18 protein-coding genes are annotated in these 21,136 nt (G+C 66.4%); 15 read left to right on the top strand and 3 right to left on the bottom strand.

Features of this window, described 5'->3' with window-relative positions; all coding sequences use genetic code 11:
* Window positions 1-48: 48 nt before the first annotated feature.
* The 15 genes from ASC89_RS26635 to ASC89_RS26565 all read left to right on the top strand — a co-directional run bounded on the left by ASC89_RS26635 (window position 49) and on the right by ASC89_RS26565 (window position 17,652).
* A complete protein-coding gene (locus ASC89_RS26635; protein ID WP_055875792.1) occupies window positions 49-1,035 on the top strand; it encodes an ABC transporter permease in 987 nt (328 codons plus the stop codon).
* Window positions 1,036-1,962, top strand: coding sequence for an ABC transporter permease (locus tag ASC89_RS26630; RefSeq protein WP_082527901.1), 927 nt, complete (start codon window positions 1,036-1,038; stop codon window positions 1,960-1,962).
* Window positions 1,955-3,586: an ABC transporter ATP-binding protein gene (locus ASC89_RS26625; protein ID WP_055875797.1), complete on the top strand. Its 1,632-nt coding sequence runs from the start codon at window positions 1,955-1,957 to the stop codon at window positions 3,584-3,586. Before ASC89_RS26630 ends, ASC89_RS26625 begins: the two co-directional genes overlap by 8 nt.
* Window positions 3,583-4,662 carry a sugar phosphate isomerase/epimerase gene (locus tag ASC89_RS26620; protein ID WP_055875801.1) on the top strand — a complete coding sequence of 360 codons (1,080 nt, stop codon included), beginning with the start codon at window positions 3,583-3,585 and terminating at the stop codon, window positions 4,660-4,662. The genes ASC89_RS26625 and ASC89_RS26620 overlap by 4 nt, the downstream gene beginning before the upstream one ends.
* A gap of 8 nt (window positions 4,663-4,670) precedes the next feature.
* Window positions 4,671-5,456, top strand: a complete 786-nt coding sequence (locus ASC89_RS26615) for a PIG-L deacetylase family protein (protein WP_055875803.1) — start codon at window positions 4,671-4,673, stop codon at window positions 5,454-5,456.
* A 311-nt stretch (window positions 5,457-5,767) separates the two neighbouring features.
* Window positions 5,768-7,402: an ABC transporter substrate-binding protein gene (locus ASC89_RS26610; RefSeq protein ID WP_055875806.1), complete on the top strand. Its 1,635-nt coding sequence runs from the start codon at window positions 5,768-5,770 to the stop codon at window positions 7,400-7,402.
* 65 nt (window positions 7,403-7,467) lie between these two features.
* Entirely contained in the window at window positions 7,468-8,499 is a 1,032-nt protein-coding gene (locus ASC89_RS26605; RefSeq protein ID WP_055876054.1) for an ABC transporter permease, read from the top strand.
* Entirely contained in the window at window positions 8,483-9,382 is a 900-nt protein-coding gene (locus tag ASC89_RS26600; protein ID WP_244488564.1) for an ABC transporter permease, read from the top strand. Before ASC89_RS26605 ends, ASC89_RS26600 begins: the two co-directional genes overlap by 17 nt.
* A complete protein-coding gene (locus tag ASC89_RS26595) occupies window positions 9,382-10,347 on the top strand; it encodes an ABC transporter ATP-binding protein (RefSeq protein ID WP_056003736.1) in 966 nt (321 codons plus the stop codon). Before ASC89_RS26600 ends, ASC89_RS26595 begins: the two co-directional genes overlap by 1 nt.
* Window positions 10,344-11,354 (top strand): oligopeptide/dipeptide ABC transporter ATP-binding protein, encoded by a 1,011-nt coding sequence (locus ASC89_RS26590; protein WP_056003732.1) that lies wholly within the window; start codon window positions 10,344-10,346, stop codon window positions 11,352-11,354. Before ASC89_RS26595 ends, ASC89_RS26590 begins: the two co-directional genes overlap by 4 nt.
* Window positions 11,351-12,358, top strand: a complete 1,008-nt coding sequence (locus ASC89_RS26585; protein WP_055875815.1) for a DUF6282 family protein — start codon at window positions 11,351-11,353, stop codon at window positions 12,356-12,358. Before ASC89_RS26590 ends, ASC89_RS26585 begins: the two co-directional genes overlap by 4 nt.
* Window positions 12,359-12,367: 9 nt before the next feature.
* Window positions 12,368-13,360 (top strand): DUF6282 family protein, encoded by a 993-nt coding sequence (locus ASC89_RS26580; protein ID WP_056003729.1) that lies wholly within the window; start codon window positions 12,368-12,370, stop codon window positions 13,358-13,360.
* Window positions 13,360-14,760: an allantoinase AllB gene (gene allB, locus ASC89_RS26575; protein ID WP_056003726.1), complete on the top strand. Its 1,401-nt coding sequence runs from the start codon at window positions 13,360-13,362 to the stop codon at window positions 14,758-14,760. The genes ASC89_RS26580 and allB overlap by 1 nt, the downstream gene beginning before the upstream one ends.
* Before the next feature lie 5 nt (window positions 14,761-14,765).
* Complete coding sequence (locus ASC89_RS26570) at window positions 14,766-17,024, top strand: GAF domain-containing sensor histidine kinase (protein WP_056003723.1); 2,259 nt, start codon at window positions 14,766-14,768, stop codon at window positions 17,022-17,024.
* Entirely contained in the window at window positions 17,008-17,652 is a 645-nt protein-coding gene (locus ASC89_RS26565; protein WP_162248000.1) for a response regulator transcription factor, read from the top strand. Before ASC89_RS26570 ends, ASC89_RS26565 begins: the two co-directional genes overlap by 17 nt.
* 7 nt (window positions 17,653-17,659) lie before the next feature.
* Here the strand turns inward: ASC89_RS26565 and ASC89_RS26560 are convergent, their stop codons facing one another.
* The 3 genes from ASC89_RS26560 to ASC89_RS26550 form a co-directional block, all read right to left on the bottom strand.
* Window positions 17,660-18,844, bottom strand: a complete 1,185-nt coding sequence (locus ASC89_RS26560; protein WP_056003714.1) for an L-talarate/galactarate dehydratase — start codon at window positions 18,842-18,844, stop codon at window positions 17,660-17,662.
* Window positions 18,845-18,945: 101 nt separating this feature from the next.
* The gene (locus tag ASC89_RS26555) at window positions 18,946-19,674 is read right to left on the bottom strand and encodes a FadR/GntR family transcriptional regulator (protein ID WP_056003711.1); all 729 of its coding nucleotides are present in this window, start codon (window positions 19,672-19,674) and stop codon (window positions 18,946-18,948) included.
* A gap of 118 nt (window positions 19,675-19,792) precedes the next feature.
* Entirely contained in the window at window positions 19,793-20,998 is a 1,206-nt protein-coding gene (locus ASC89_RS26550; protein ID WP_162247999.1) for an MFS transporter, read from the bottom strand.
* Window positions 20,999-21,136: the final 138 nt, after the last annotated feature.

Genomic DNA, 21,136 nt, shown 5'->3' with positions numbered 1-21,136 from the left:
GCTCCCGCCTTTGGCGGGTGGGAGCCTCCTTTTCCCCGGAGCCCGCCGATGTATTACATTGCGAAGCGCTTGGCGTTCTATGTGCTGGCAGCGTTCGTCGCCATCACCGTCAACTTCTTCCTGCCGCGGCTGACCCCGGGAGATCCGGCGTCGACCATCGTCGCCACCTATTCGACCTCGCTGAACGCCGAGTCGCTGGCGGCGCTGAAGGCGGCCTACGGGCTCACCGACGAGCCGCTGCTGCAGCAGTACCTGAGCTATCTGGGCAATGTGCTGCGCGGCGATTTCGGCCGCTCGCTCTCCAATTTCCCTGCCCCGGTGATGGCGGTGATCGGCGCCGGGTTCGGCTGGTCGATCCTCCTGGGCCTCACCTCGGTGCTGCTCAGTTTCGTGCTTGGTTCGGTGCTGGGCGCCATCGCCGCGTGGCGGCGCGGCGGCTGGTTCGACCGGTTGACGCCGCCAGTCCTGCTGTTCCTCGGCTCGTTCCCCTACTTCTTCTTGGCGCTGCTCTTGTTCTACGTCTTCTGCTTCAAGCTCGGCTGGTTCCCGATGGGCAACGCCTATTCGAGCGTCAACCCGCCGGCGCTGAACCTCGCTGGTGTAGGCGACATCCTGATGCACCTGATCGCGCCAGCCTTCACCATCGTCTTGGTGTCGCTCGGACCTTGGACGCTCAACATGCGCAACGCCATGATCGGCGTGTTGAGCGAGGATTACCTGACTCTCGCCGAAGCCAAGGGGCTGCAGCCGCGCCAGGTGCTGCTGTCGCATGCGGTGCGCACGGCGCTGCTCCCCAACATCACGGCGCTCGGCGCGGCGGTGGGGGCAGTGTTCTCGGGGCAGCTCCTGACCGAGATCGTCTTTACCTATCCCGGGCTTGGCTACTCGCTGATGCGCGCCGTCAGCGCCGTCGATTACCCGCTGATGCAGGCGCTGTTCCTCATCATCACCCTGTCGGTGCTGGCGGCGAATTTCTTCGTCGACACGCTCTACGTGCTGCTCGATCCGCGGGTGCGGACGGGCGGGGAGGCCTAGATGTCGCTCAGCGAAACCTTTGGCGCCAAGGCGCGCCGGCAACTCCTCGGCTCGATCCCGGTGACGGTCGGTCTGGTCATTCTCGGCGCCCTGGTCGCGGCCAGCGCCCTGGCGCAGCTCGTCGCGCCCTATAACCCGAAGCGCGCCACCGGCGGCATCAACGAGCCGCCCTCGCTTACTCACCTGTTCGGCACCACCGGGCAGGGGCAGGATGTGCTCAGCCAGTTCCTTTATGGCGGGCAGAACACCCTGTGGGTTGCTTTCTCCATCGCGGTGCTGACCACGCTGCTGGCACTGATCGTCGCGCTCACCGCGGCCTATTTCCGCGGCTGGGTCGATGACCTGCTGACGCTCGTCACCAATGTCTTCCTCGTCATTCCCGGCCTGCCGCTGGTGGTGGTGCTGGCGGCCTTCCTGCCGCCCGGGCCGCTGACCATGATCATGGTGCTGACCATCACCGGCTGGGCCTTCGGAGCCCGCTTGTTCCGCTCGCAGGCGCTCAGCCTCAGGGAACGCGAGTTCATCGCTGCTGCCGAAGACGTGGGCGAAAGCCGCTGGCGCATCGTCGCTATCGAGCTCTTGCCGAACATGGGCTCGGTGGTTGCCGCCTATTTCGTCAACCAGGTGATCTTCGCCATCACCGCTCAGGCGTCGCTGGAGTTCCTCGGGCTGGGCGATGGCGGGCAGATCACCTGGGGCTCGATGCTGTTCTGGGCCCAGAACAGTTCCGCCCTGATCCGCGGCGCCTGGTGGACCTTCGTCGTCCCCGGTATGGCCATCGCGCTCACAGCCTTCTCGCTGGCGCTGATCAACAATGCGGTCGACGAGATCGGCAACCCGCGGCTGCGCGCCGATCGCTTGATGCGCCGGGCCGGCGTCAGGAAACCGAGCGCCACGCTCATGACCCCGGTGAAGCGCGATGCTTGACGTTCCCGCCCTCGATATCGTCGATCTCAGCGTCGGCTATGCCGGAGAGGACAGCATCATCCCGGCAGTCGACCGGGTGTCGTTCAGCATCGCGCCGGGCGAGTTCATGGGGCTCGCCGGGGAATCCGGCTGCGGCAAGTCGACGATCGCCCAGTCGATCCTGCGGCTGCTGCGGGCGCCCGGCATCATCACCGGCGGCGAGATCCGCATTGCCGGCAACGACATGCTGTCGGAGGACGATAATGCGGTGCGGGCGCTGCGCTGGCGCACCGCCTCGATCGTCCTCCAGAACTCGCTGACCTCGCTCAATCCGGTGAAGCGGATCGAGTGGCAGTTGCAGGAGGCGCTCAATCGCGGCACCTCCTCGGTGCGGCGGACGCCGGCCGAGCTGCTGCAGATGGTCGATATCGACCCCAAACGCCTGCGGGCGTACCCGCATGAACTGTCGGGCGGGCAGCGGCAGCGCGTGGTGATTGCCATGGCGCTGGCGCTCGAACCCAAACTGATCATCCTCGACGAGCCGACCACGGCGCTCGACGTGATCGTGCAGCAGGAAATCTTCGTCACGGTGAAGGCGCTGCAGCGGCAGATGGGCTTTGCCGTGCTGCTGATCACCCACGACCTGCCGCTCTTGTTCAAGGTGGCCGACCGCATCGCGGTGATGAAGGACGGCAAAATCGTCGAGACGGCGCCGGTGGCGGAGTTTCGGCAGCACCAGGAGCATCCCTATTCGCGGGCGCTGCTGACCGCGTCGCCGAAGGTGGATTTCACCACCCCGCCGGTGGCGCGGCCGAAATCGGTGGCGCATCCGGTGCTGGAAACCGCGCATCTTACCAAGGCCTATGGCACCAACCCGCTCACCGGGCGCTCTGCCCTGGTGGCGGTCAACGATGTGTCGTTCCGGCTGGCGCCGGGCGAGATCGTGGCGCTGGTCGGGGCGTCGGGCAGCGGCAAGTCGACTTTCGGACGGATCGTCACCGGCCTCACCCGCCCGAGCTCCGGTGATGTGCTGGTCGATGGCCGGACGCCGGTGCCGGTATCGCGCCGCCGGCCGCACCAGCCGCGCGCCGCGCAAATGGTGTTCCAGGATGTCTATGGTTCGCTCAACCCGCTGCACACTATCGGCCATCACCTGCGCCGGGCGGTGATCTCGGCGCCGGGCGGCGACAAGACCGATGTCGAGGGCCGGGTGGCGGCACTGCTCACCGAAGTCGGGCTGACCCCGACCGCCAGCTATCTCGACCGCCGTCCGCATGAGCTTTCGGGCGGGCAGCGCCAGCGCGTCGGCCTCGCCCGGGCGCTTGCGGCTTCGCCGAAACTGCTGGTGGCGGACGAGCCGGTATCGATGCTCGACGTGTCGATCCGGCGCGACATCCTCAACCTGATCGCGCGCCTGCGCGACGAGCAGGGCGTCGCCGTCCTCTACATCACCCATGACGTGGTCAGCGCCGGCTACATCGCCGACCGCATCGCCGTGATGCATCGGGGAGAGATCGTCGAGGAAGGGCTGGCCAAGGCCGTCCTCGCCAACCCGCAGCACGCCTATACGCGCCAGCTCATCGCCGCCGTTCCCGGCGGCCTCGGGCTCGAAACCTCCAGCGCTAACCCGGTTCCCGCATCATGACAGTGACAGACATCCCCGAAGTCCGCGTCGGCATCGACGGACGGAAGTTTCCCCGCGCCGCCGAACTCGGCCCGATCAAACTCCTCGAGCGTTGCGCCGAACTCGGCCATGCCGGGGTGTTCTTCCGCACCGTGCTCGACGTCTCGCCGACGCTCGATGCTGGGTTCCTCGCCGCAGTGAAGCAGCGGGCCGATGAGCTCGGGCTCTACCTCGAAATGGGGCTGGGGAAGATCAACCCCTACAACACGCCCGAGGCGCCGGAAGTGCGTGATGTCGGCAAGGGGGATTACCTCCTCGGCATGACGCGGATGATCGAGGCGACCACGGCGATCGGCTGCACGGCTTTGTGGGGCGATACCGCCAACTACCAGCGGCACGAGTGGGGGCTGCACGCCATCGACCGCTACCGCACCGATGTCGACTGGGGCGACCAGCTCGAGGCGACGCGGAAATTCCTTTTGAAGCTGAAGCCGGTGCTCAGGGATCGCGGCGCGGTCATCGCGGTCGAGACGCATGAGGAGATCACCACGGCGGAGATCGTGCGGCTGATCGAACAGGTCGGCGCCGACACGCTGGGGGTGACGCTCGATCTCGCCAATGTGGTGGTGCGCGGCGAGGATCCGGTGGCGGCCACCCGCCGAGTCGCGCCCTATGTGAAAAAGACCCATATGCGCGACATCGTGCTGTTCGCCCGCCCGCTCGGGCTGGAGCGGCAGACGCGGGCCTGCGGCGACGGGGTGATCGACTGGCAGGCGGTGCTCGGCGCGCTGTTCGCTGCCGGCAGTTTCCCCAACTTCACCATCGAGAATGTCTGGGGCTCGGACAAGAACCAGATCCCGCTGTTCGATCCGGACTGGCAGGCCCGCCAGCCCGATGCCGAGATGGGCGAAATCCTCGAGCTGGTCCGCCTGTCGCGACTGTTCGAGGACGGCGTTGCCGCGGGCACGATGATCGCCCCCGACGACTATTTCTCGGAGCACCCCGACCTCGACGAACTCGAAGGGTTCGTCACGCGCAGTGGCGCGACCCTCAAGGCGGCAGCCGATGCGCTGCGCGCGAATGTTTCAAAGGAGTAATGCCGCAAATGAATTATCCGCTCAAAGTGCTCGTCGTCGAAGCCCATCCCGACGAAGCGGAAATGTACTCCGGCGGCACCATGCGGCTCCTCGCCGACAAGGGCGCGGCCATCAAGTTCATGTCGCTGACCAATGGCGATGCCGGCCATTACCAGATGGACCGCGAGCCGCTGCAGCGCCGCCGGGCTCGCGAGGCCTATACGGCCGCCCGCCATCTCGGCGTACTCGATTACGAGATCCTCGATATCCACGATGGTGAGCTGGTGCCGGACCTGGCGGTGCGCACCGCGGTGATCTCGGCGATCCGCCGCTGGCAGGCCGATATCGTCATTACCTTCCATGACGATTGCCCCGGCCATCTCGACAACCGTGCGGCGGGCCGTGCCGTGCGCGAGGCCTCGGGCTTCTGCACCAATGGCAACATCGTGCCGGAGGTGCCGCCGCTCGCCGATGCACCGATCTGCCTGAAGATGACCGATTACGGCGCCATCGACGTGCACAAGCACGACGTGGTGGTGGATGTCGGCGCGTCGATCGATGCCAAGCTCAGGGCCTGCGCCGCGCACGCCACGCAGTTCTACGAGTTCGCGCCGTTCGAGCGTGGCTTCCTCAACGAAGCACCTGTCATCGGCGATTGGGCGGCGGAACGCGCCTTCATCCTCAAGTACTGGCCGGAGTTCATGTACACGCAGCCGGGCATGTCCGGCGCCGGCGAGTTTGCCGAGAGCTTCCAGCTTGCCGATTACGGCCGCAAGGTCACGGCGAAGCAGGTCTCGGCACTGCTGGGGGTCTAGTACGCGGGCGCAGGGACCAATGGCTGCTGCCCCTCACCCCGACCCTCTCCCCAGCGGGGAGAGGGGGCGTTGTGGCACTGCCGGCGCAAAGTGCGTCCCCTCTCCCCGCTGGGGAGAGGGTCAGTCCATTCGCTCCCGCATCGATCCCGAGCCGCTAACGATACGTTGGTATCCGCGTTTGCGCCGAAGGTGAACTTGTCCGGGACGGTACCGGAAAACATGCTGATCCTCGTCGCCAATCGGGCCTGGAAGCGACCTCCTCCCCGCTTCCAGGCACGAACTGGCCTCCAATTTTGGAAGAGAGGATCAGTATGTCCAAACGCAGAGTCCTGCCGCTTGCCGCGGCGCTGCTGACTGCCGTTGCCTCGAGCGTCGCATTGCCCGCTATCGCTCAGACGGAGTTCGCTCCCACGCCGCTCAGCCCCGACCAGGTCGGCTCGGGCCCGCGGCTGATTTACCTCCATCACGAATATCCCGCGACGCTCGACCCGCAGAACACCTCGGCGTTCGTCGGCCAGCTGGCGATGGAGTTCTTCGATACGCTGGTGACCTACGAGATCGATCCGGCGACCGGCATTGCCGACCAGACCAAGATCGTGCCGCGGCTCGCCAGTTCCTGGGACATCTCCGCCGACAATAAGGTGCTGACCTTCCACCTCAACCCGGCAGCCAAGTTCTGGGACGGCTCGCCCGTCACCGCCGACGACGTCTACTGGTCGATCGAGCGGGCGCTGGTGGGGCGCATGGGCTGGGGTACCACGCAGATCGAAACCGGCGGCATCTTCAAGGTCGACCAGATGAAGGTGGTCGACCCAGAGACGCTTGAGATCACCTATCCCGATGGGCTCGGCCGCTATGCGCTGCGCAACTTCGCCTCGATGTCGCTGACGGTGATGTCGAAGGCTGCCTGCGAGGCCGGCCGCACCGCCGAGGACACCTGGTGCGTCGAGTGGATCAAGAAGAACGCCATGGGCTCCGGCCCCTACATGCTGGGCGAGCAGCGGAACGGCGAGTACCTGACGGCCGTCGCCAACAAGGCCTATTGGGGCGACGCCAAGCCGTTCTATTCGGAAGTGATGTTCCGCGTGGTGCCGGATGCGCAGACCCGCATGCTGCTGATGGAAAGCGGCGAGGCGGACATCGCCTTCATGACCCCCAACGAATATGCGGTGTTGTCGAAATCGCCGAACACCAAGGTGTTCTCGGTGCCCTCGCAGCAGGACGTGGCTGTGCTGCGCTGGAAGCCGGATGTGCCGCCGTTCGATGATCCGAAGATCCGCGAAGCGGTGATCAAGGCGATCCCCTATGAGCGGCTGGTGACCGAAGTGTGCAAGGGCTTCTGTACCCCGGTGCAGAACCTCGTCGGCGTCAACACGCCCGGCTATGTCGCCGATCCCGAATTCACTACCGATGTCGAGGCGGCCAAGAAACTGGTGGCCGAGAGCAAGTATGCCGGGAACGTGCCGGCCTTCGAAGTGCCGGTGGTGCAGGGCTCGGGCAACATGACGGCCGGCGTCATCATCCAGGATGCGCTGCGCGGCATCGGGCTCGACATGCAGATCAAGCCGCTGACCCAGAACGCCTTCGACGATATCGCCTGGGGCAAGCGCGACCTAAAGGTCTCCATCCACTCGATGGGGCCGTGGTGGAACGACTTCATGTACTGGGCCTACTGGATGTACCGCACCGACAGCGCCACCAACCACATCCAGTTCTCCAACGCGACGCTCGACAAGGATGTGCTGGCGGCCCTGCTGGTGCCGCAGGACGACACCGAAACCTACGGCAAGCTGCAGACCGAAGTGCTCGACATCCTCAATGGCGAACACCTGGCGGCGCCGCTCTACCAGGTGAACTGGAACGCAGCGGTCTCCAGCCGGATCTGCAACGTCAACAAGTTCCCCTGGGGCACCATCACCTTCTCCTGGCTGCGCCCGTGCGCCTGACCCACCCGTGACCTGCCGTCCCGGCCCCAGCCGGGACGGCCTCTTCCGACCATCCGGTGACCACCATGCGCCTCCCACCGATCCTCCTCTATGTGTTCAGACGCCTCCTGATCGGCCTCGTCGTGCTGTTCGGTATCAGCGCCGTGGCCTTCTCGATGGCGTACCTGTTGCCGTCCGATCCGGTGACCAGTCGCTACCCCGACATCACCAACGAGCAGCGGGCCGAGATGCGGCGCCAGATGGGGCTCGATCAGCCGCTGGTGGTGCAATATGCGCGCTATATGGAGTCGGTGTTCCGCGGCGAGTTCGGCCGTTCCTTCGGCACCGGCAACAGCGTCGGGCAGGATCTGGCGCAGCGCATCCCGGCAACGCTCGAGCTGGCGAGTTTCGGCATCGCCTTCGGCGTGCTGGTCGGCATCCCGCTCGGGTTGCTCGCTGCCGTCCGACGCGGCAACCCCACCGACCACCTGGTGCGGGTGGTCAATATCGCCATCCAGTCGGTGCCGGCGTTCTGGCTCGGCGTGGTGCTGATCTTCCTCTTATATTTCCAGTGGAGGCTGGTGCCGTCGCCGATCGGCCGGCTGTCGCCGATGTTCGTCTCGCCGCCGCCGGTTACCGGGTTCCTCACCATCGATGCGCTGCTGGCCGGCAAGCCCGATATCGCGTGGGCCGCGCTGCGCCAGCTGATGCTGCCGGCGCTGGTGCTGGGTCTGGGCGTGATCTCGCCGCTGGCGCGCATTACCCGCTCGGCCATGGGCGAGTCGCTGGGCGAAGATTACGTCACCTTCGGCCGGGCGCTGGGGCTGAGGTCACGCCAGGTGGTGCTGGGCGATGCGTTCCGCGGTGCGCTGGTGCCGATCGTCACCACGCTCGGTTTCGTCGTCGCCAACGTGCTGGCCGGCGCTGCTATCGTCGAGACGGTGTTCGCCTGGCCGGGGATCGGCCGTTACGCCGTCACCGCCATCACCACCTCCGACATGGCGCCGGTTTCGACCTGCATCCTGTTGATCGCCTCCAGCGTCGCCATCACCAACCTGCTGGTCGACCTCTCCTATGCCCTCATCGACCCCCGGATCCGGCATGAATATGCAAGGTGATCGCATCGTGCCGCTCACGGCATCCCGCCCCCGACCGAGCCTCAGCTGGCGGAAGCTCTATTTCGGCGCCTTTGGTGGCGACCCGCTCGGCGTCGTCGGGGTGGTGCTGCTTGCCATCCTGCTGCTGACGGCGATCTTCGGGCCGTTCCTCGTCACCCACGACCCGATCCTCACCACGCCGGACGTGCTGCTGCCACCTTCGGCGGCGCACTGGCTGGGCACTGATCACTTCGGCCGCGACGTATTCTCGCGCACCATCACGTCGCTGCGGATCGATTTCATCGTCGCCGGCGTGGGGGTGAGCGGCGCCATCGTCATCGGCTCGCTGATCGGGCTGATCTGCGGCTATGTCGGCGGCTGGTTCGACGACTTGGTGATGCGCGCCGTCGATATCATCCAGTCGTTCCCGCTGATCCTCATCGCCATGATCCTGGTGCTGGTGCTCGGGCCCGGCGTCGAGAGCATCGTCATCGTCACGGTGCTGATCAACATCCCGCTCTATGCCCGGGTGATCCGCGGCCAGACGCTCAGCAAGAAAAGCCTCGAATATATCGACGCCGCCCGCTGCTCGGGGGCGAGCGAAACCTCGATCCTGTTCCGGCATCTCCTCCCCAACACCGTCAACCCGATCGTCATCCATGGCAGCCTCAACCTCGCGGCAGCGGTGGGCAATGTCGCGGTGCTGTCATTCCTCGGTATCGGTATCCGCCCGCCGACGCCCGATCTCGGCGTCATGGTGGCCGAAGGCACCAACTACCTGGTGCAGGGCGCCTGGTGGATGAGCATCTGCCCCGGCCTCGTCCTCGCCACCACCATCTTCAGCCTCAACCTGATGGGCGATGCGCTCGAGGCCCGCCTCGACCCGCGCCGGGGGAGCGAGTGATGGGCGAGAAACTGTTCGAAATCCAGAACCTCTCGATCGATACCAGGCGCGGCGGGGTCACCCGGCGCATCGTCGAGAACATGAACCTCGCGGTGGAGCGCGGCCAGATCTACGGCCTCGTCGGCGAGAGCGGCTCGGGCAAATCGATCTCGATGATGGCGAGCGTCGGCCTCGCCGCGCCGGGATTGCTGGTCAGGAGCGGCGAGGTCAGCTTCGGCGGCAAGCGGCTTGCCGCAGCCGACCAGAAGGGGTTGCGTGGCAACCTCTCGCACGGCGTGTCGCTGCTGTTCCAGAACGCCAAGGGAGCGCTGAGCCCGTTCCTCACCAGCGGACGGCAGGTGGAGCGGGTGCTGGCGCAGCGGCGGGTACCCAAGGCGGCGCGGCCGAAGGAGATCGCCGAGCTGTTCCGGCTGGTCGGGCTGAATTTCGGCGACCTGGGCGAAAAATACCCGCACCAGATCAGCGGCGGGCAGGCGCAGCGCGTCGCCATGGCCTGCGCCATGGCCACCAACCCGGCGCTGCTGATCGCGGACGAGCCGACCACGGCGCTCGATGTCACCACCGAACGGGAGCTGCTGCGCTTTCTCGCCCGCATCTGCCGGGAGCGCGATATGGCGATCGTCCTGATCGCGCACAACCTGTCGCTGGTGTCGGAATACTGCTCCGGTCTCACCATCATGCATGCCGGGCAGGTGGTGGAGGAGGGCGCGCTGCGCTCGATCTTCGCCACGCCGCTCCACCCCTATACCCAGGGGCTGATTGCGGCGGTGCCGGATGTCGACGAGCCGCACGAATTGGTGCCGCTCAAGGGCAGCGTCTGGGGAGGACGCAGCGATATCGTGCGTTGCCGGTTCTCGCATCGCTGCCCGCATGTGCGGCCGCAATGCGAGGCAGGCCTGCCGCCGGCGGTCACGCGCGGCGAACACCAGGTGCATTGCGTGCTCTACGAGGGAGAAGCAGCATGAGCGCTCCGGTACTCAGCGTAAGGGAGCTGACCAAGCTGTTTCACAATCCGGCGGCGCCCGAGGCCATGCCGGTCGGGGTGCGCGGCGTTTCGTTCGATATCGAGGCCGGCGAAGTGGTCGGGCTGATGGGCGAAAGCGGCTGCGGCAAGACCACGCTCGGGCGCTGTGTCGTCGGGCTGCAATCGGCCGACGCTGGCGAGATCGTCGTCAACGCCACCAATTTCTCGGCGCTGCGCGGCGAGGCGAAGCGTCGCTTCCGGAAGAACGTGCAGATCGTCTTCCAGCGCCCCGAAACCTGCCTCAACCCGCGGATGACCGTCGCCAGCTTCGTCACCCAGGCGCTGCGCAACTTCCACACCGTGGCGCGCCAGGGCGAGCGAGCCCGGCTGATCGAGCTCGCAACGCTCGTCGGCCTCCGCGAAGAAACGCTGGAGCGCTACCCACACCAACTGTCGGGTGGCGAGCGGCAGCGCGTCGCCATCATGCGGGCGCTGGCCTGCGAGCCGCAAGTGATCGTGCTGGACGAGCCGACCTCGGCGCTCGACGTCTCGGTGCAGGCGCAGGTGCTGCGTACGCTGAAGGACCTGCAGGTGGCGGTCGGTACGTCGATGCTGTTCATCAGCCACGACGTGGCGGTGGTGCGCTACATCTGCAGCCGGGTCATGGTGATGTATCTGGGCGTCATCGTCGAGGAAGGGCCGGCCGATGCGGTGTTCTCGGCGCCCTCGCACCCCTATACGCGCGCGCTGCTCGGCGCGGCGCCGCGGATCAAACCCAAACCGGACGACGGGATCGCCATGCGCGGCGAACTGGTGCTCGGCGAGGTGAAGCCGGGCGAATGCCCGGTGCGCGCCCGCTGTCCTCTGGCGCATGAGCGTTGCCACACCGCCCCTCCCGTAACCGAACTGGGCGGCGGCCATCGTGCCGCCTGCTGGCTCAGCGGCGAAACTCCTATCCACCTGTCAAACCAGACTGCCAACCAAGTCGATCAGAAAGCGGCATCATGACTATCAGTGAGTCCTTCTACGAACGGTCGATGGAACTGCCCTCCGAGCTCCTCGTCGGCGCCATCGATAGCCACGTCCATGCCGGACCGGTGCTGCGCTCCAATCCGGGGCACCAGGATCCATTCGAAGTGGCCATCGAAGCGCGCGAGGCCGGCATGCGCGCCATCGTCTACTATGACGTGTTCGGCTGGGCCTCGGGAACGGCCTGGATGGTCAACCGGCATGTGCCGGGGATCAAGACCTTCGGCGGTTACCTGATGAACTCGGCGCATGGCGGGCTCAACCCGCGCTCGGTGCGCACGGCGCTCTATATGGAGGAAGGGTGCCGGTTCATCAGCTTCGGCTCGCACTGCACCTATTTCTCGGCCAGCCGGGAGTCGACGATCATCGACGGGCAACTGGTGCCGTTCAAGGATGCCTATCCGGAGTTCGTCAAGGAGGAGCTCAGCCGCGCCATCCGCATCCCGGAGGAGGGGCCGATCTCCGATGATCTGGCCGAGATCCTGCAGATGGTCGCCGACCATCCGGATGTCTATCTCAACACCGGCCATGTGTCGGGGCCGGAAGTGCTGCGCATCCTCGACCTTGCCGAGGAGTTCGGTATCCACAAGGTGCTGATCGCCCATCCGGCGCGCCAGCAGCTCAGTATCGAGCAGCAGAAGGATGCGGCGCGCCGCGGCTTCTTCCTCGAAGGGTGCCTCGTCGACTGGCTCTACCCGCACGCGCCGCGTACCCATTACTACGTCGAAAAGAAGTACATGGACCGCTCGGGCGACCTGCCGCGGCTCAGGCGCACCGCGACGCAGTGGATGAGCGATATCCGCGAGGTGGGGCCGGAGCATTTCGTCTTGGGCACCGATTACGGCATCCGCGCCGCCTCGAGCCCCGTGCAGGGTATGCGCACGATGATCACGACGCTGCTCGACTACGAGTTCACCCCCGAAGAAATCCGCACCATGACGGCGCACAATCCGGCGCGCCTCATCGGCCTCGACCCGATCTGAGGACAGCTCATGGCGACCTACGAACCCTTCTACAACCGAACCATGGAACTGCCCGAGGAGCTCTTGGTCGGCGCCATCGACAGCCATGTGCATGCCGGACCGGTGCTGCGCTCCAACCCCGGACATTTCGACCCGATCCAGGTGGCGGAGATGGCGCGCGCCGCCGGCATGCGCACCATCCTCTACTACGACGTGTTCGGCTGGGCCTCCGGCACGGCCTGGATGGTCAACCGCTACATGAAGGATTTCCGTACCTTCGGCGGCTACCTGATGAACTCGTCGCATGGCGGGCTCAACCCGCGCGCCGTGCGCACCGCGCTGAACCTCGGCGATGGCTGCCGGATGATCAGCTTCGGCTCGCACTGCACCTATCACTCGGCCTCAACCGAATCGACGCTGGTCGATGGCAAGCTGGTGCCGTTCAAGGACGCGATCCCTGGTTTTGCCGAAAAGGAACTGAGCCGCGCCGTTCGCATCCCGACGGAAGGGCCGATCCAGGACGAGCTGAAAGAGATCCTCGACATGGTGGCCGAGCGGCCCGAGGTCTACCTCAACACCGGCCACGTTTCGGGGCCGGAGGTGCTGCGGATCATCGAACTGGCTGAGCAACACGGGATCAAAAAAGTGCTGGTGGCGCACCCGGCGCGTCAGCTGCTCAGCGTCGCGCAGCAGAAGGAGATTGCCCGCAAGGGCTTCTTCCTCGAAGCTTGCGCGGTGGATTTCGGCGGGCCGTGGATGCCGCAGACGCATTATTACGTCGAGCGTGAACTGATGGACATGGGCTCCCTGGTGCACGGCCGGGCGATGAGCTGGCTGCAGGGCATCCGCGATGTCGGGCCGGAGCAGTTCGTGCTCGCCACCGATTACGGCGTGCGCGTGCTACCGTCACCGATCGAAGGCATGCGGATGATGATGTCGATGCTGCTGTATTTCGGTTTTTCGGTGGAGGAAGTGCAGACCATGACGGCGATCAACCCGGCCCGGATGATCGGTCTCGACTGATGCCGGTTCCCGATCTGTATATCCGCAATGCGACGCTCGCCACCGACGAACAGACGTTCGTCGGTGGCATCGTCATTGCGGGCGAACGCATCGCCGAAGTCGTCACCGGCAACCCGGAACGACCGGCGACCCAGAGCATAGACGCGACCGGGCTGCTGCTTCTGCCCGGCCTCGTCGATGCGCATGTGCATTTCTCCGAGCCGGGGCGCGGACATTGGGAAGGGTTCGAGACTGGCAGCCAGGCGGCAGCGGCCGGCGGCATCACCAGCTTCGTTGAAATGCCACTCAACGCCCATCCGCCGACCACCGACGCGGCCTCGCTGGCGCTGAAACAGGCGGCGGCGGCGGTCAGCCATGTCGACTATGCGTTATGGGGCGGGCTGGTCGACGACAACCTCATGCACCTCGCCGAGCTGCAGCGCGGCGGGGTGGTGGGCTACAAGGCCTTCATGGTGACGGCGACCGATTTCGCCCGCTCCGACCGCCGCATCCTCAAAGCCGGCATGGAACAGATCGCCCGGTTCGGCTCGTTCCTCGCGGTGCATGCCGAGGACGAGGCGATGACGATCGAGCTCACGGCGGCCCTCCGCGCCAGCGGACGGCGCGATCGCCTCGCCTGGGGCGAGGGGCGACCGATCGAAGCGGAACTCGCGGCGATCGACGAGGCGATCGCGTTGGCCGAGGCAACGGGGGCGCGGCTGCATATCGTCCATGTTTCGTGCGCTGCCGGCATCGACCGGATCAGCGCCGCCAAGGCGCGCGGCGTAAAGGTGACGGCGGAGACCTGTCCGCATTACCTGTTCTTCGATGTCGACGACCTGGTGCGGCTCGGGCCGGTGGCCAAATGCGCGCCACCGCTGCGCTCGCCCGATGAGCGCGACATGCTGTGGGACCGGGTGCTGGCAGGAGAGATCGACGTCATCGCGTCAGACCATTCGCCCTGCCTCTGGGAAGAAAAGACCGCCGGCGACGACGATATCTATGCCGCCTGGGGCGGCATCTCCGGGCTGCAGTCGACGCTGCCGGTGCTGCTCACCGAGGGGGTCCGACGGCGTGGCCTGAAGCTCAGCGAACTGGTGCGGATGACGGCAACCGGCCCGGCCCGGCTGTTCGGCTTTGACGACCGGAAGGGGCGGCTCCTGGCAGGCGCCGATGCCGACCTGGTGCTGGTCGATCCGGAAGCCGAGTTCACCCTCGAGGCCAGGGATCTGTTCTATCGCAACCCGCACAGCGCCTATGTCGGCGCCCACTTCGTAGGCAGTGTCCAAAGAACGATCAGCCGCGGGTTGACTGTCTATCGGGAGGGGCGAATGATCGGCCCCTCCGGACACGGCAGGCGGCTTGACGGAGCAGGTCTCCGCGATGCTGCCAGCTCGGAAGAACGCTTGTTCAGGGTTTGAGGGCGATGGGTTTTTCGGCGGGCGACTCGACCATTGACAGCAGCGCGCCGCTCGCCCGCCCGCTCTATCGCGACGACGATGACGGTATGCAGTCGCTGCGTCTGAAGCACCTGCTCACCACCGATATCGACCCGGCCGAGAAGGGCCGGCTGATCGAGCGGCTCGATCGTTCGCTGATTGTGACCGGGGCCCGCTGGGCGGCGTTGCTGGTCACCGGCGAGCGTGGACTGCAGGTACTGGTGGCAGGCGAGATCCCGCCGTCAATCCACCGGCAGCTGGGCGAGCTCAGGGTGCGCCGTGGCGAGGCGCTGAGTTTTCCTGTGCATGTCACCAATCGCGCCGCCAGCCAGGGTTATGCGGTCGAGGGGGCAGTGGTCGCCGGGCGGGATGCGCCGCAAGGGCACGTGGTTCTGGGTTTCCCACTGGCCGAGCGCGGTTCGGCGCGCCGCATCGACCTGGTCAAGCTGGTGGCCGACGATCTCAGCGGCCTGCTCGAAGGCAATGCGCTCGCCGCGCAGATGGAACATATCCGCAGCCACCTGTCGCTGGTGCACCGGCTGGGGCAGCAGGTGACCTCGATCCACGACCGGGGCGAGCTGTTCGAAGAGATCACCCGGCTGATCCACCGCTCGCTCGGCTACGAACACATCCAGCTGCTGCTGACCAACGAGGCATCCGGGCGGATCGAATTGATCCATGCCAGCGGCCCGTTCGCGCCGCAGTTGATGACGGCGGGGTTCAGCGAGGCGATCGGCCGCGGCATTATCGGCCGGGTGGCTGAGACCGGGCGGACGCGGATGTCGGCCGACGTGACGCTCGACAACCATTTCGTCTCGCATGCCATGCTGCCCAACACCGCGTCGGAACTGGCGCTGCCGCTGCGGCTGGGGGCGCGGGTGGTCGGCGTACTTGATATCCAGAGCGACCGCCGCGATGCATTCCGCCGCGACGACGTGATCCTCTTACAGACCATCGCCGACCAGATCGCCCCGGCGATCGAACAGAACCGGCTGTTTGCCGCAGAGCGGCAGGAACGTGAACTGGCCGATACGCTGGCCGATGTGTCGCGGATCATTTCCTCGAGCCTCGATTCCTCCCATGTGCTCGAAGCGGTGCTGCAGGAGTTGCGCCGCGTGGTGCCGCATCGCGGCTGCCGGGTAACGCTGCGCGGCGATGACGGGATGATGCGGGTGGTCGCCGCGAGGGGCTATCCGGATGACGAACTGGTGCGCCGGGTGGCGTTCCGGCAGGAGGACGCGCCGCTCAGCGAACCGGTAATGCGCGACCATCGCACGCTGATCATCGGCGACGTGACGCGCGAGGCCGATTGGGTGTGGCAGCCGGGCACCGAACAGGTGCGCTCGTGGTGCAGCGCCCCGCTGGTCTTGGGCGACGAGTGCCTGGGGTGGCTCTGCATTGATTGGCCGGAGCCCGATTTCTACAACACCGAGCACGGTCGGATCGTCCGCACCTTTGCCGACCAGGCGGTGGTAGCGATCGGCAATGCCAGGCTGTTCGCCCGGGTGAAAGAGCTGAGCGAAGTGCTCGAGCAGAAGGTCGCCGACCGCACCGCGCAGCTGCGCGACGCGCGTGACGAGATCGAGCGCAAGGCGCGCGAACTGCAGGCGCTGCTGCGCCGGCTGGTCGGGGTGCAGGAAGAGGAGCGCCGGCGCATCGCCTATGACCTGCATGACAGCGTGGCGCAGTCGATCCTCGCCTCGACCTACGAACTGCAGGCCTTGCGCCGCCGGGTCGGCGACAGCCCCGATCTCGACCAGCGCCTGACGCAGTGCCAGCGGCTGCTCGATTCCACTTTGCGCGAGATGAAGCAGATCATCTACGCGCTGCGCCCCACCGTGCTCGACGAGCTCGGCCTGATCCCGGCGCTCGAGAACTATCTCGCCTCGCTGCCGGCCAGCGTGCCGATCGCCACCGATATCCGCATCGACGGCACACCGTTCACGCTCGGGCCAGAAGCTGACCTCGCGGTCTACCGGATCGTCCAGGAAGCCTGCCAGAACGCCGTGCGGCATGCCGGAGCGCGCTCGTTCGGGCTGGTGCTCAGCTTCAGCGAGACCTGGCTCGAGGTGTCGATCCGCGACGACGGCCGCGGCTTCACCATCGACGCGGCGGAGAATGGGCTGGGGCTGGTGGGGATCCGGGAGCGGGCCAGCGCGGTCGGCGGCGAAGTTACCATCGACAGCAGTCCCGGCCTCGGAACCAACATCGTCATTGGAGTGCCAAGTGGTGCAACCGCGCATTAAGGTGATGATCGTCGACGATCATGAGATCTTCCGCCGGGGCGTCAGGAGCCTGCTGGAAGGCGAGGACGACATGCACGTCGTCGCCGAGGCGGGCAATGCCACGGACGCGCTCACCGAACTCGGCAAACGCAAGCCCGATGTGGTCACCATCGATATCCGGCTTGGCACCATGGATGGCATCCAGCTGGTGCGGCTGATCAAGGCGCGCCCGGATGCGCCACGCTGCATCATCCTCTCGACCTATGACGACCGGCAGTACCTGGTCGGGGCGCTGGAGGCCGGGGCGGACGCATACCTGTTAAAGACCAACTCCTACGAGACGCTGGCGCAGGCGATCCGCTCGATCCATGCCGGCGAGCGCATGCTGTCGCCTGAGCTGATCCCGACCATGATGGAAGAGTACCGCCGGGTGGCGGCGCAGCAGATCCAGCGCGACAGCGGGCTGACACCGCAGGAGGTGCGCATGCTGCGGCTGCTCGCCGATGGCGGCCGCTCGCAGGATATCGCCAGCGAACTGGCGCTCACCGAGATCACGGTGAAGCGCAAGGTGCAGGAGATCACCACTAAGCTCAACGCCTCCAACCGCGTGCAGGCGGTGGCCGAGGCGATCCGGCGCGGGGTGATCTAGGGGGCTACTACCGCCGCTTGCCGACTTCGGCGCTGTCCACCGTCCAGGCCACCGCCTGCTCGCTCAGCGTAAAGCCGAGGCCGGGGCGATTGGAGACGAGCATGCGACCGTCCTTGATCTCGAGATGCTCGTTGAACAGCGGGTCGAGCCAGTCGAAATGCTCGACCCAGGTGTCGTGGGCATAGGCGGCCGCGAGATGCAGGTGAATCTCCATGGCGAAATGCGGCGCCATTTTGAGGTATTTCTGCTCGGCGATGGTGGCGATCTTCAGGAACTGCGTGATGCCGCCGACGCGCGGCGCATCGGGCTGGATGAAATCCACGGCGTCGTGCTGGATCAGATTGAGATGCTCGGCGACGCTGGTCAGCATTTCGCCCGAGGCGATCGGGGTTACCAGTTGCGCCGCCAGCCGGGCATGGCCCTCGACGTCGTAAGCATCGAGCGGCTCTTCGATCCAGACCAGGTTGAATTCCTCGAGGGCGCGGCCGACGCGTTCGGCGGTCGGGCGGTCCCATTGCTGGTTGGCGTCGACCATCAGCGGCACGCGATCGCCGACGACCTTGCGCACCGCATCGAGCCGGGCGAGGTCGGCCATCGGGTCGGGCTGGCCGACTTTGATCTTCAGCCCACCGATGCCGGCGGCGATCGAGGCTTCGCAGTTTTCTACCAGTTGTTCGACCGGGGTGGAGAGGAACCCACCCGAGGTATTGTAGCAGCGCACCGAGTCGCGGCGCGCTCCGAGGAGCTTGGCCAGTGGCAGGCCGGCGCGCTTGGCCTTCATGTCCCACAGAGCCACGTCGAAGGCGGCGATGGCCTGCGTCGCGAGCCCGCTGCGGCCGACCGAGGCGCCGGCCCAGACCAGCTTGTCCCACAACCGGGCGATATCATTGGGATCTTCGCCGATCAGGTTGGGCGCAATCTCTCGGGCATGGGCGAAAAGGCCAAAGCCGCCGGCGCGCTTCGAATAGGAAAAGCCGATGCCGTGGTGGCCACGCTCGCTCTCGATCTCCGCAAACAGCATCGCCACTTCGGTCAGCGGCTTCTGCCGACCGGTCAGCACCTTGGCGTCACTGATCGGCGCCTTGAGCGGCAACAGGATGAGCGACAGCTTTATCCAGGCGATGCGATCGGTGGTCGCCGCTCCGGGGGCCAGTCCGGCGAGGGGGCCGGCGGCGGGGATGTTTGTGGTCATCGGGAGACTCCGGGGTCAGGCATGGTCTTCAGGGCTGGAGGGGCGACGTCCTGTCCCGTGTCGCGCTATGCGGTGAAAGGGCTGCAGAGTCATATGACAAGCTATGGCGTATTGGCCTGGATCAGCGCGCGATAGCGCTGCTGGCTGCCCTTAAGGTGCTTGCGCATCGCCTCGCGCGCCGCGCCCTCATCGGCATTGGCGACAGCCTGGGCGATCTGGCGATGCTCGTCGAGGATGCGGTCGAGATAGGAGGCACGCACCGCCTCGGCGCCATTGGTCTGGATGGCAAAGCGGGGGATGGCGGCCTGGCCCAAGAGGTCGAGGAACTCGGCGAAGCGCGGGTTATTGGTGGCGGCAGCGATGGCGCGGTGGAAGGTGAAATCCGCCTCGTTGGAGCGCTCGCCGCGAGCGATCTGCGCCGCCACCACATTGTGCGTGCGGAAGATCTCTTCTTCCTGCTGCGGCGAGCGGCGCAGCGCCGCGAGCCCGGCGGCCTCGATCTCGACTGCGGCGCGCAGCTCAAGGGTTTCGAGGATCGAGGAAATCCGCGCCGGATCGATGCTCTGGAAGGCGAAGGCAGCGGGCGCCGTGCGGGCGGTGACGAAAACGCCGGCCCCCTGGTGCGACTCGACGATGCCATCGGCCTGCAAGCTGGCCACCGCTTCGCGCACCACGGTACGGCTGACGGCGAAGCGCTCGGTGAGGTGCGATTGCGACGGCAGCTTGTCGCCGACACTGAAGCGGCCGGAGGCGATTTCGGCGCGCAACTCCTCGCTGACCTGTTTGACCAGGCTGCCGCGGGCGCGGCCAACCGGCAGCAGATCTGTCATGAGTTGGCCCCCCTCTGCCCCGCCGACAAACGGGTACGGAGCAGCATATATCGCCGCTTGGCGGATGCAAACCGGCTGGTACGACAAGTGTGGCTGGCCGCGGTTTTCGAACGGAGGTTCAGCCGCTGAGGGTGTCGACTTTGCGCAGGGCGGGGAACAGGCGCGACCAGAGCAGCACCACCGCGAGGGTGCCGATGCCGCCGAAGGCGACGGCGGCGACCGGGCCCATGAAGCCGGCGAAGACGCCGGCGCGGAACTCGCCGAGCTGGTTGGAGGTGCCGATGAACAGCGAGTTCACCGCGTTGACCCGGCCACGCATGTGGTCGGGGGTGAGGAGCTGGACCAGCGAGCTGCGCACCACGACGCTCACCGTGTCGGAGGCGCCGAGGATGATCAGCATCACCACCGAGAGCACGATATTGGTCGAATAGGCGAAGACGATGGTGGCGACCCCGAAGATAGCGACGGCCCACAGCATCTTGATGCCGACCCGGTGCTGCAGCGGGAAGCGGGCGAGCAGCAGCGACATCACCACGGCGCCGATCGCCGGAGCCATGCGGAGAAAGCCGAGGGCCCAGGGGCCGGCATGGAGGATGTCGCGGGCATAGACCGGCAGCATGGCGGTGGCGCCGCCGAGCAGCACGGCGAACAGATCGAGCGAGATCGAGCCCAGCATCACCGGTTTGCTCTTGATGAACACCACCCCGGCGAACACCGACTCGAAGGTCATCGGGGCGCGGGCGGGGAGGGTGGTGGGCTTGTCGATCTTCAAGACGTTGTAGCTGGCGACGAGGAACAGCACACCTGAAGCGAGGAACGGCACCACATCGCCGAAGCCGTAGAGAATGCCGCCGAGCGCCGGGCCGATGATCAGCGCGGTCTGCATCACCGAGGTCGAGGTGGCGACGGCGCTCTGCAACTGCGCGGTGGGGACGATCCCCGGCAGCAGCGCCGCCATGCTGGGCCGCTCGAAGGCCTGCGCGGCGCCGAGCACGGTCACCGCGGCAAAGACGCCCCAGGTCGGCAGCCAGCCCTGCCAGATGCCGAGCGCGATGAAGCCCATGGTGATGGCCTCGATCACCTGGCAGACGAGGCCAATCTGGCGGCGGTCGAACTGGTCGGCGACGTGCCCGGCCAAGAAGGTCAGCACCAGCATGGGCAGGAACTGGAACAGCCCGACCAGCCCGAGGTCGAACGGGTTGCGGGTGCGATCGTAGATCAGCCAGCCGATCGCCACCGCCGACCCCTGGAACGCCACCGAAGACAGCGCCCGGGACGAGAGGAAATGGCGGAACGAGGGGATGTGGATGACGTGAGAGGGCATTGGGTGGCCAGTGAGCATATCGAGCGGGTTGGCTCAAGCGGGACGATAGTTGGGTGGCCTACTGAGCTGGCAGTCGGGATTCCCTCTCCCGCCAGCGGGGTCGGCGGATGAGGGCCGGAGGCCCTCACCGCGGGGGGC

The sequence above is a fragment of the Devosia sp. Root413D1 genome, from assembly GCF_001425235.1.
GTDB lineage: Bacteria > Pseudomonadota > Alphaproteobacteria > Rhizobiales > Devosiaceae > Devosia_A.
This window is presented reverse-complemented; position numbering and strand designations above follow the sequence as displayed.

Bases quoted from the DNA above. Each gene is read 5' to 3' on its own strand.
- ASC89_RS26600 (WP_244488564.1), top strand. From the start codon at position 8,483: ATGAATATGCAAGGTGATCGCATCGTGCCGCTCACGGCATCCCGCCCC.
- allB (WP_056003726.1), top strand. From the start codon at position 13,360: ATGCCGGTTCCCGATCTGTATATCCGCAATGCGACGCTCGCCACCGAC.
- ASC89_RS26620 (WP_055875801.1), top strand. From the start codon at position 3,583: ATGACAGTGACAGACATCCCCGAAGTCCGCGTCGGCATCGACGGACGG.
- ASC89_RS26605 (WP_055876054.1), top strand. From the start codon at position 7,468: ATGCGCCTCCCACCGATCCTCCTCTATGTGTTCAGACGCCTCCTGATC.
- ASC89_RS26570 (WP_056003723.1), top strand. From the start codon at position 14,766: ATGGGTTTTTCGGCGGGCGACTCGACCATTGACAGCAGCGCGCCGCTC.
- ASC89_RS26590 (WP_056003732.1), top strand. From the start codon at position 10,344: ATGAGCGCTCCGGTACTCAGCGTAAGGGAGCTGACCAAGCTGTTTCAC.
- ASC89_RS26625 (WP_055875797.1), top strand. From the start codon at position 1,955: ATGCTTGACGTTCCCGCCCTCGATATCGTCGATCTCAGCGTCGGCTAT.
- ASC89_RS26560 (WP_056003714.1), bottom strand. From the start codon at position 18,844: ATGACCACAAACATCCCCGCCGCCGGCCCCCTCGCCGGACTGGCCCCC.
- ASC89_RS26550 (WP_162247999.1), bottom strand. From the start codon at position 20,998: ATGCCCTCTCACGTCATCCACATCCCCTCGTTCCGCCATTTCCTCTCG.
- ASC89_RS26615 (WP_055875803.1), top strand. From the start codon at position 4,671: ATGAATTATCCGCTCAAAGTGCTCGTCGTCGAAGCCCATCCCGACGAA.
- ASC89_RS26610 (WP_055875806.1), top strand. From the start codon at position 5,768: ATGTCCAAACGCAGAGTCCTGCCGCTTGCCGCGGCGCTGCTGACTGCC.
- ASC89_RS26585 (WP_055875815.1), top strand. From the start codon at position 11,351: ATGACTATCAGTGAGTCCTTCTACGAACGGTCGATGGAACTGCCCTCC.
- ASC89_RS26555 (WP_056003711.1), bottom strand. From the start codon at position 19,674: ATGACAGATCTGCTGCCGGTTGGCCGCGCCCGCGGCAGCCTGGTCAAA.
- ASC89_RS26635 (WP_055875792.1), top strand. From the start codon at position 49: ATGTATTACATTGCGAAGCGCTTGGCGTTCTATGTGCTGGCAGCGTTC.
- ASC89_RS26580 (WP_056003729.1), top strand. From the start codon at position 12,368: ATGGCGACCTACGAACCCTTCTACAACCGAACCATGGAACTGCCCGAG.
- ASC89_RS26630 (WP_082527901.1), top strand. From the start codon at position 1,036: ATGTCGCTCAGCGAAACCTTTGGCGCCAAGGCGCGCCGGCAACTCCTC.
- ASC89_RS26595 (WP_056003736.1), top strand. From the start codon at position 9,382: ATGGGCGAGAAACTGTTCGAAATCCAGAACCTCTCGATCGATACCAGG.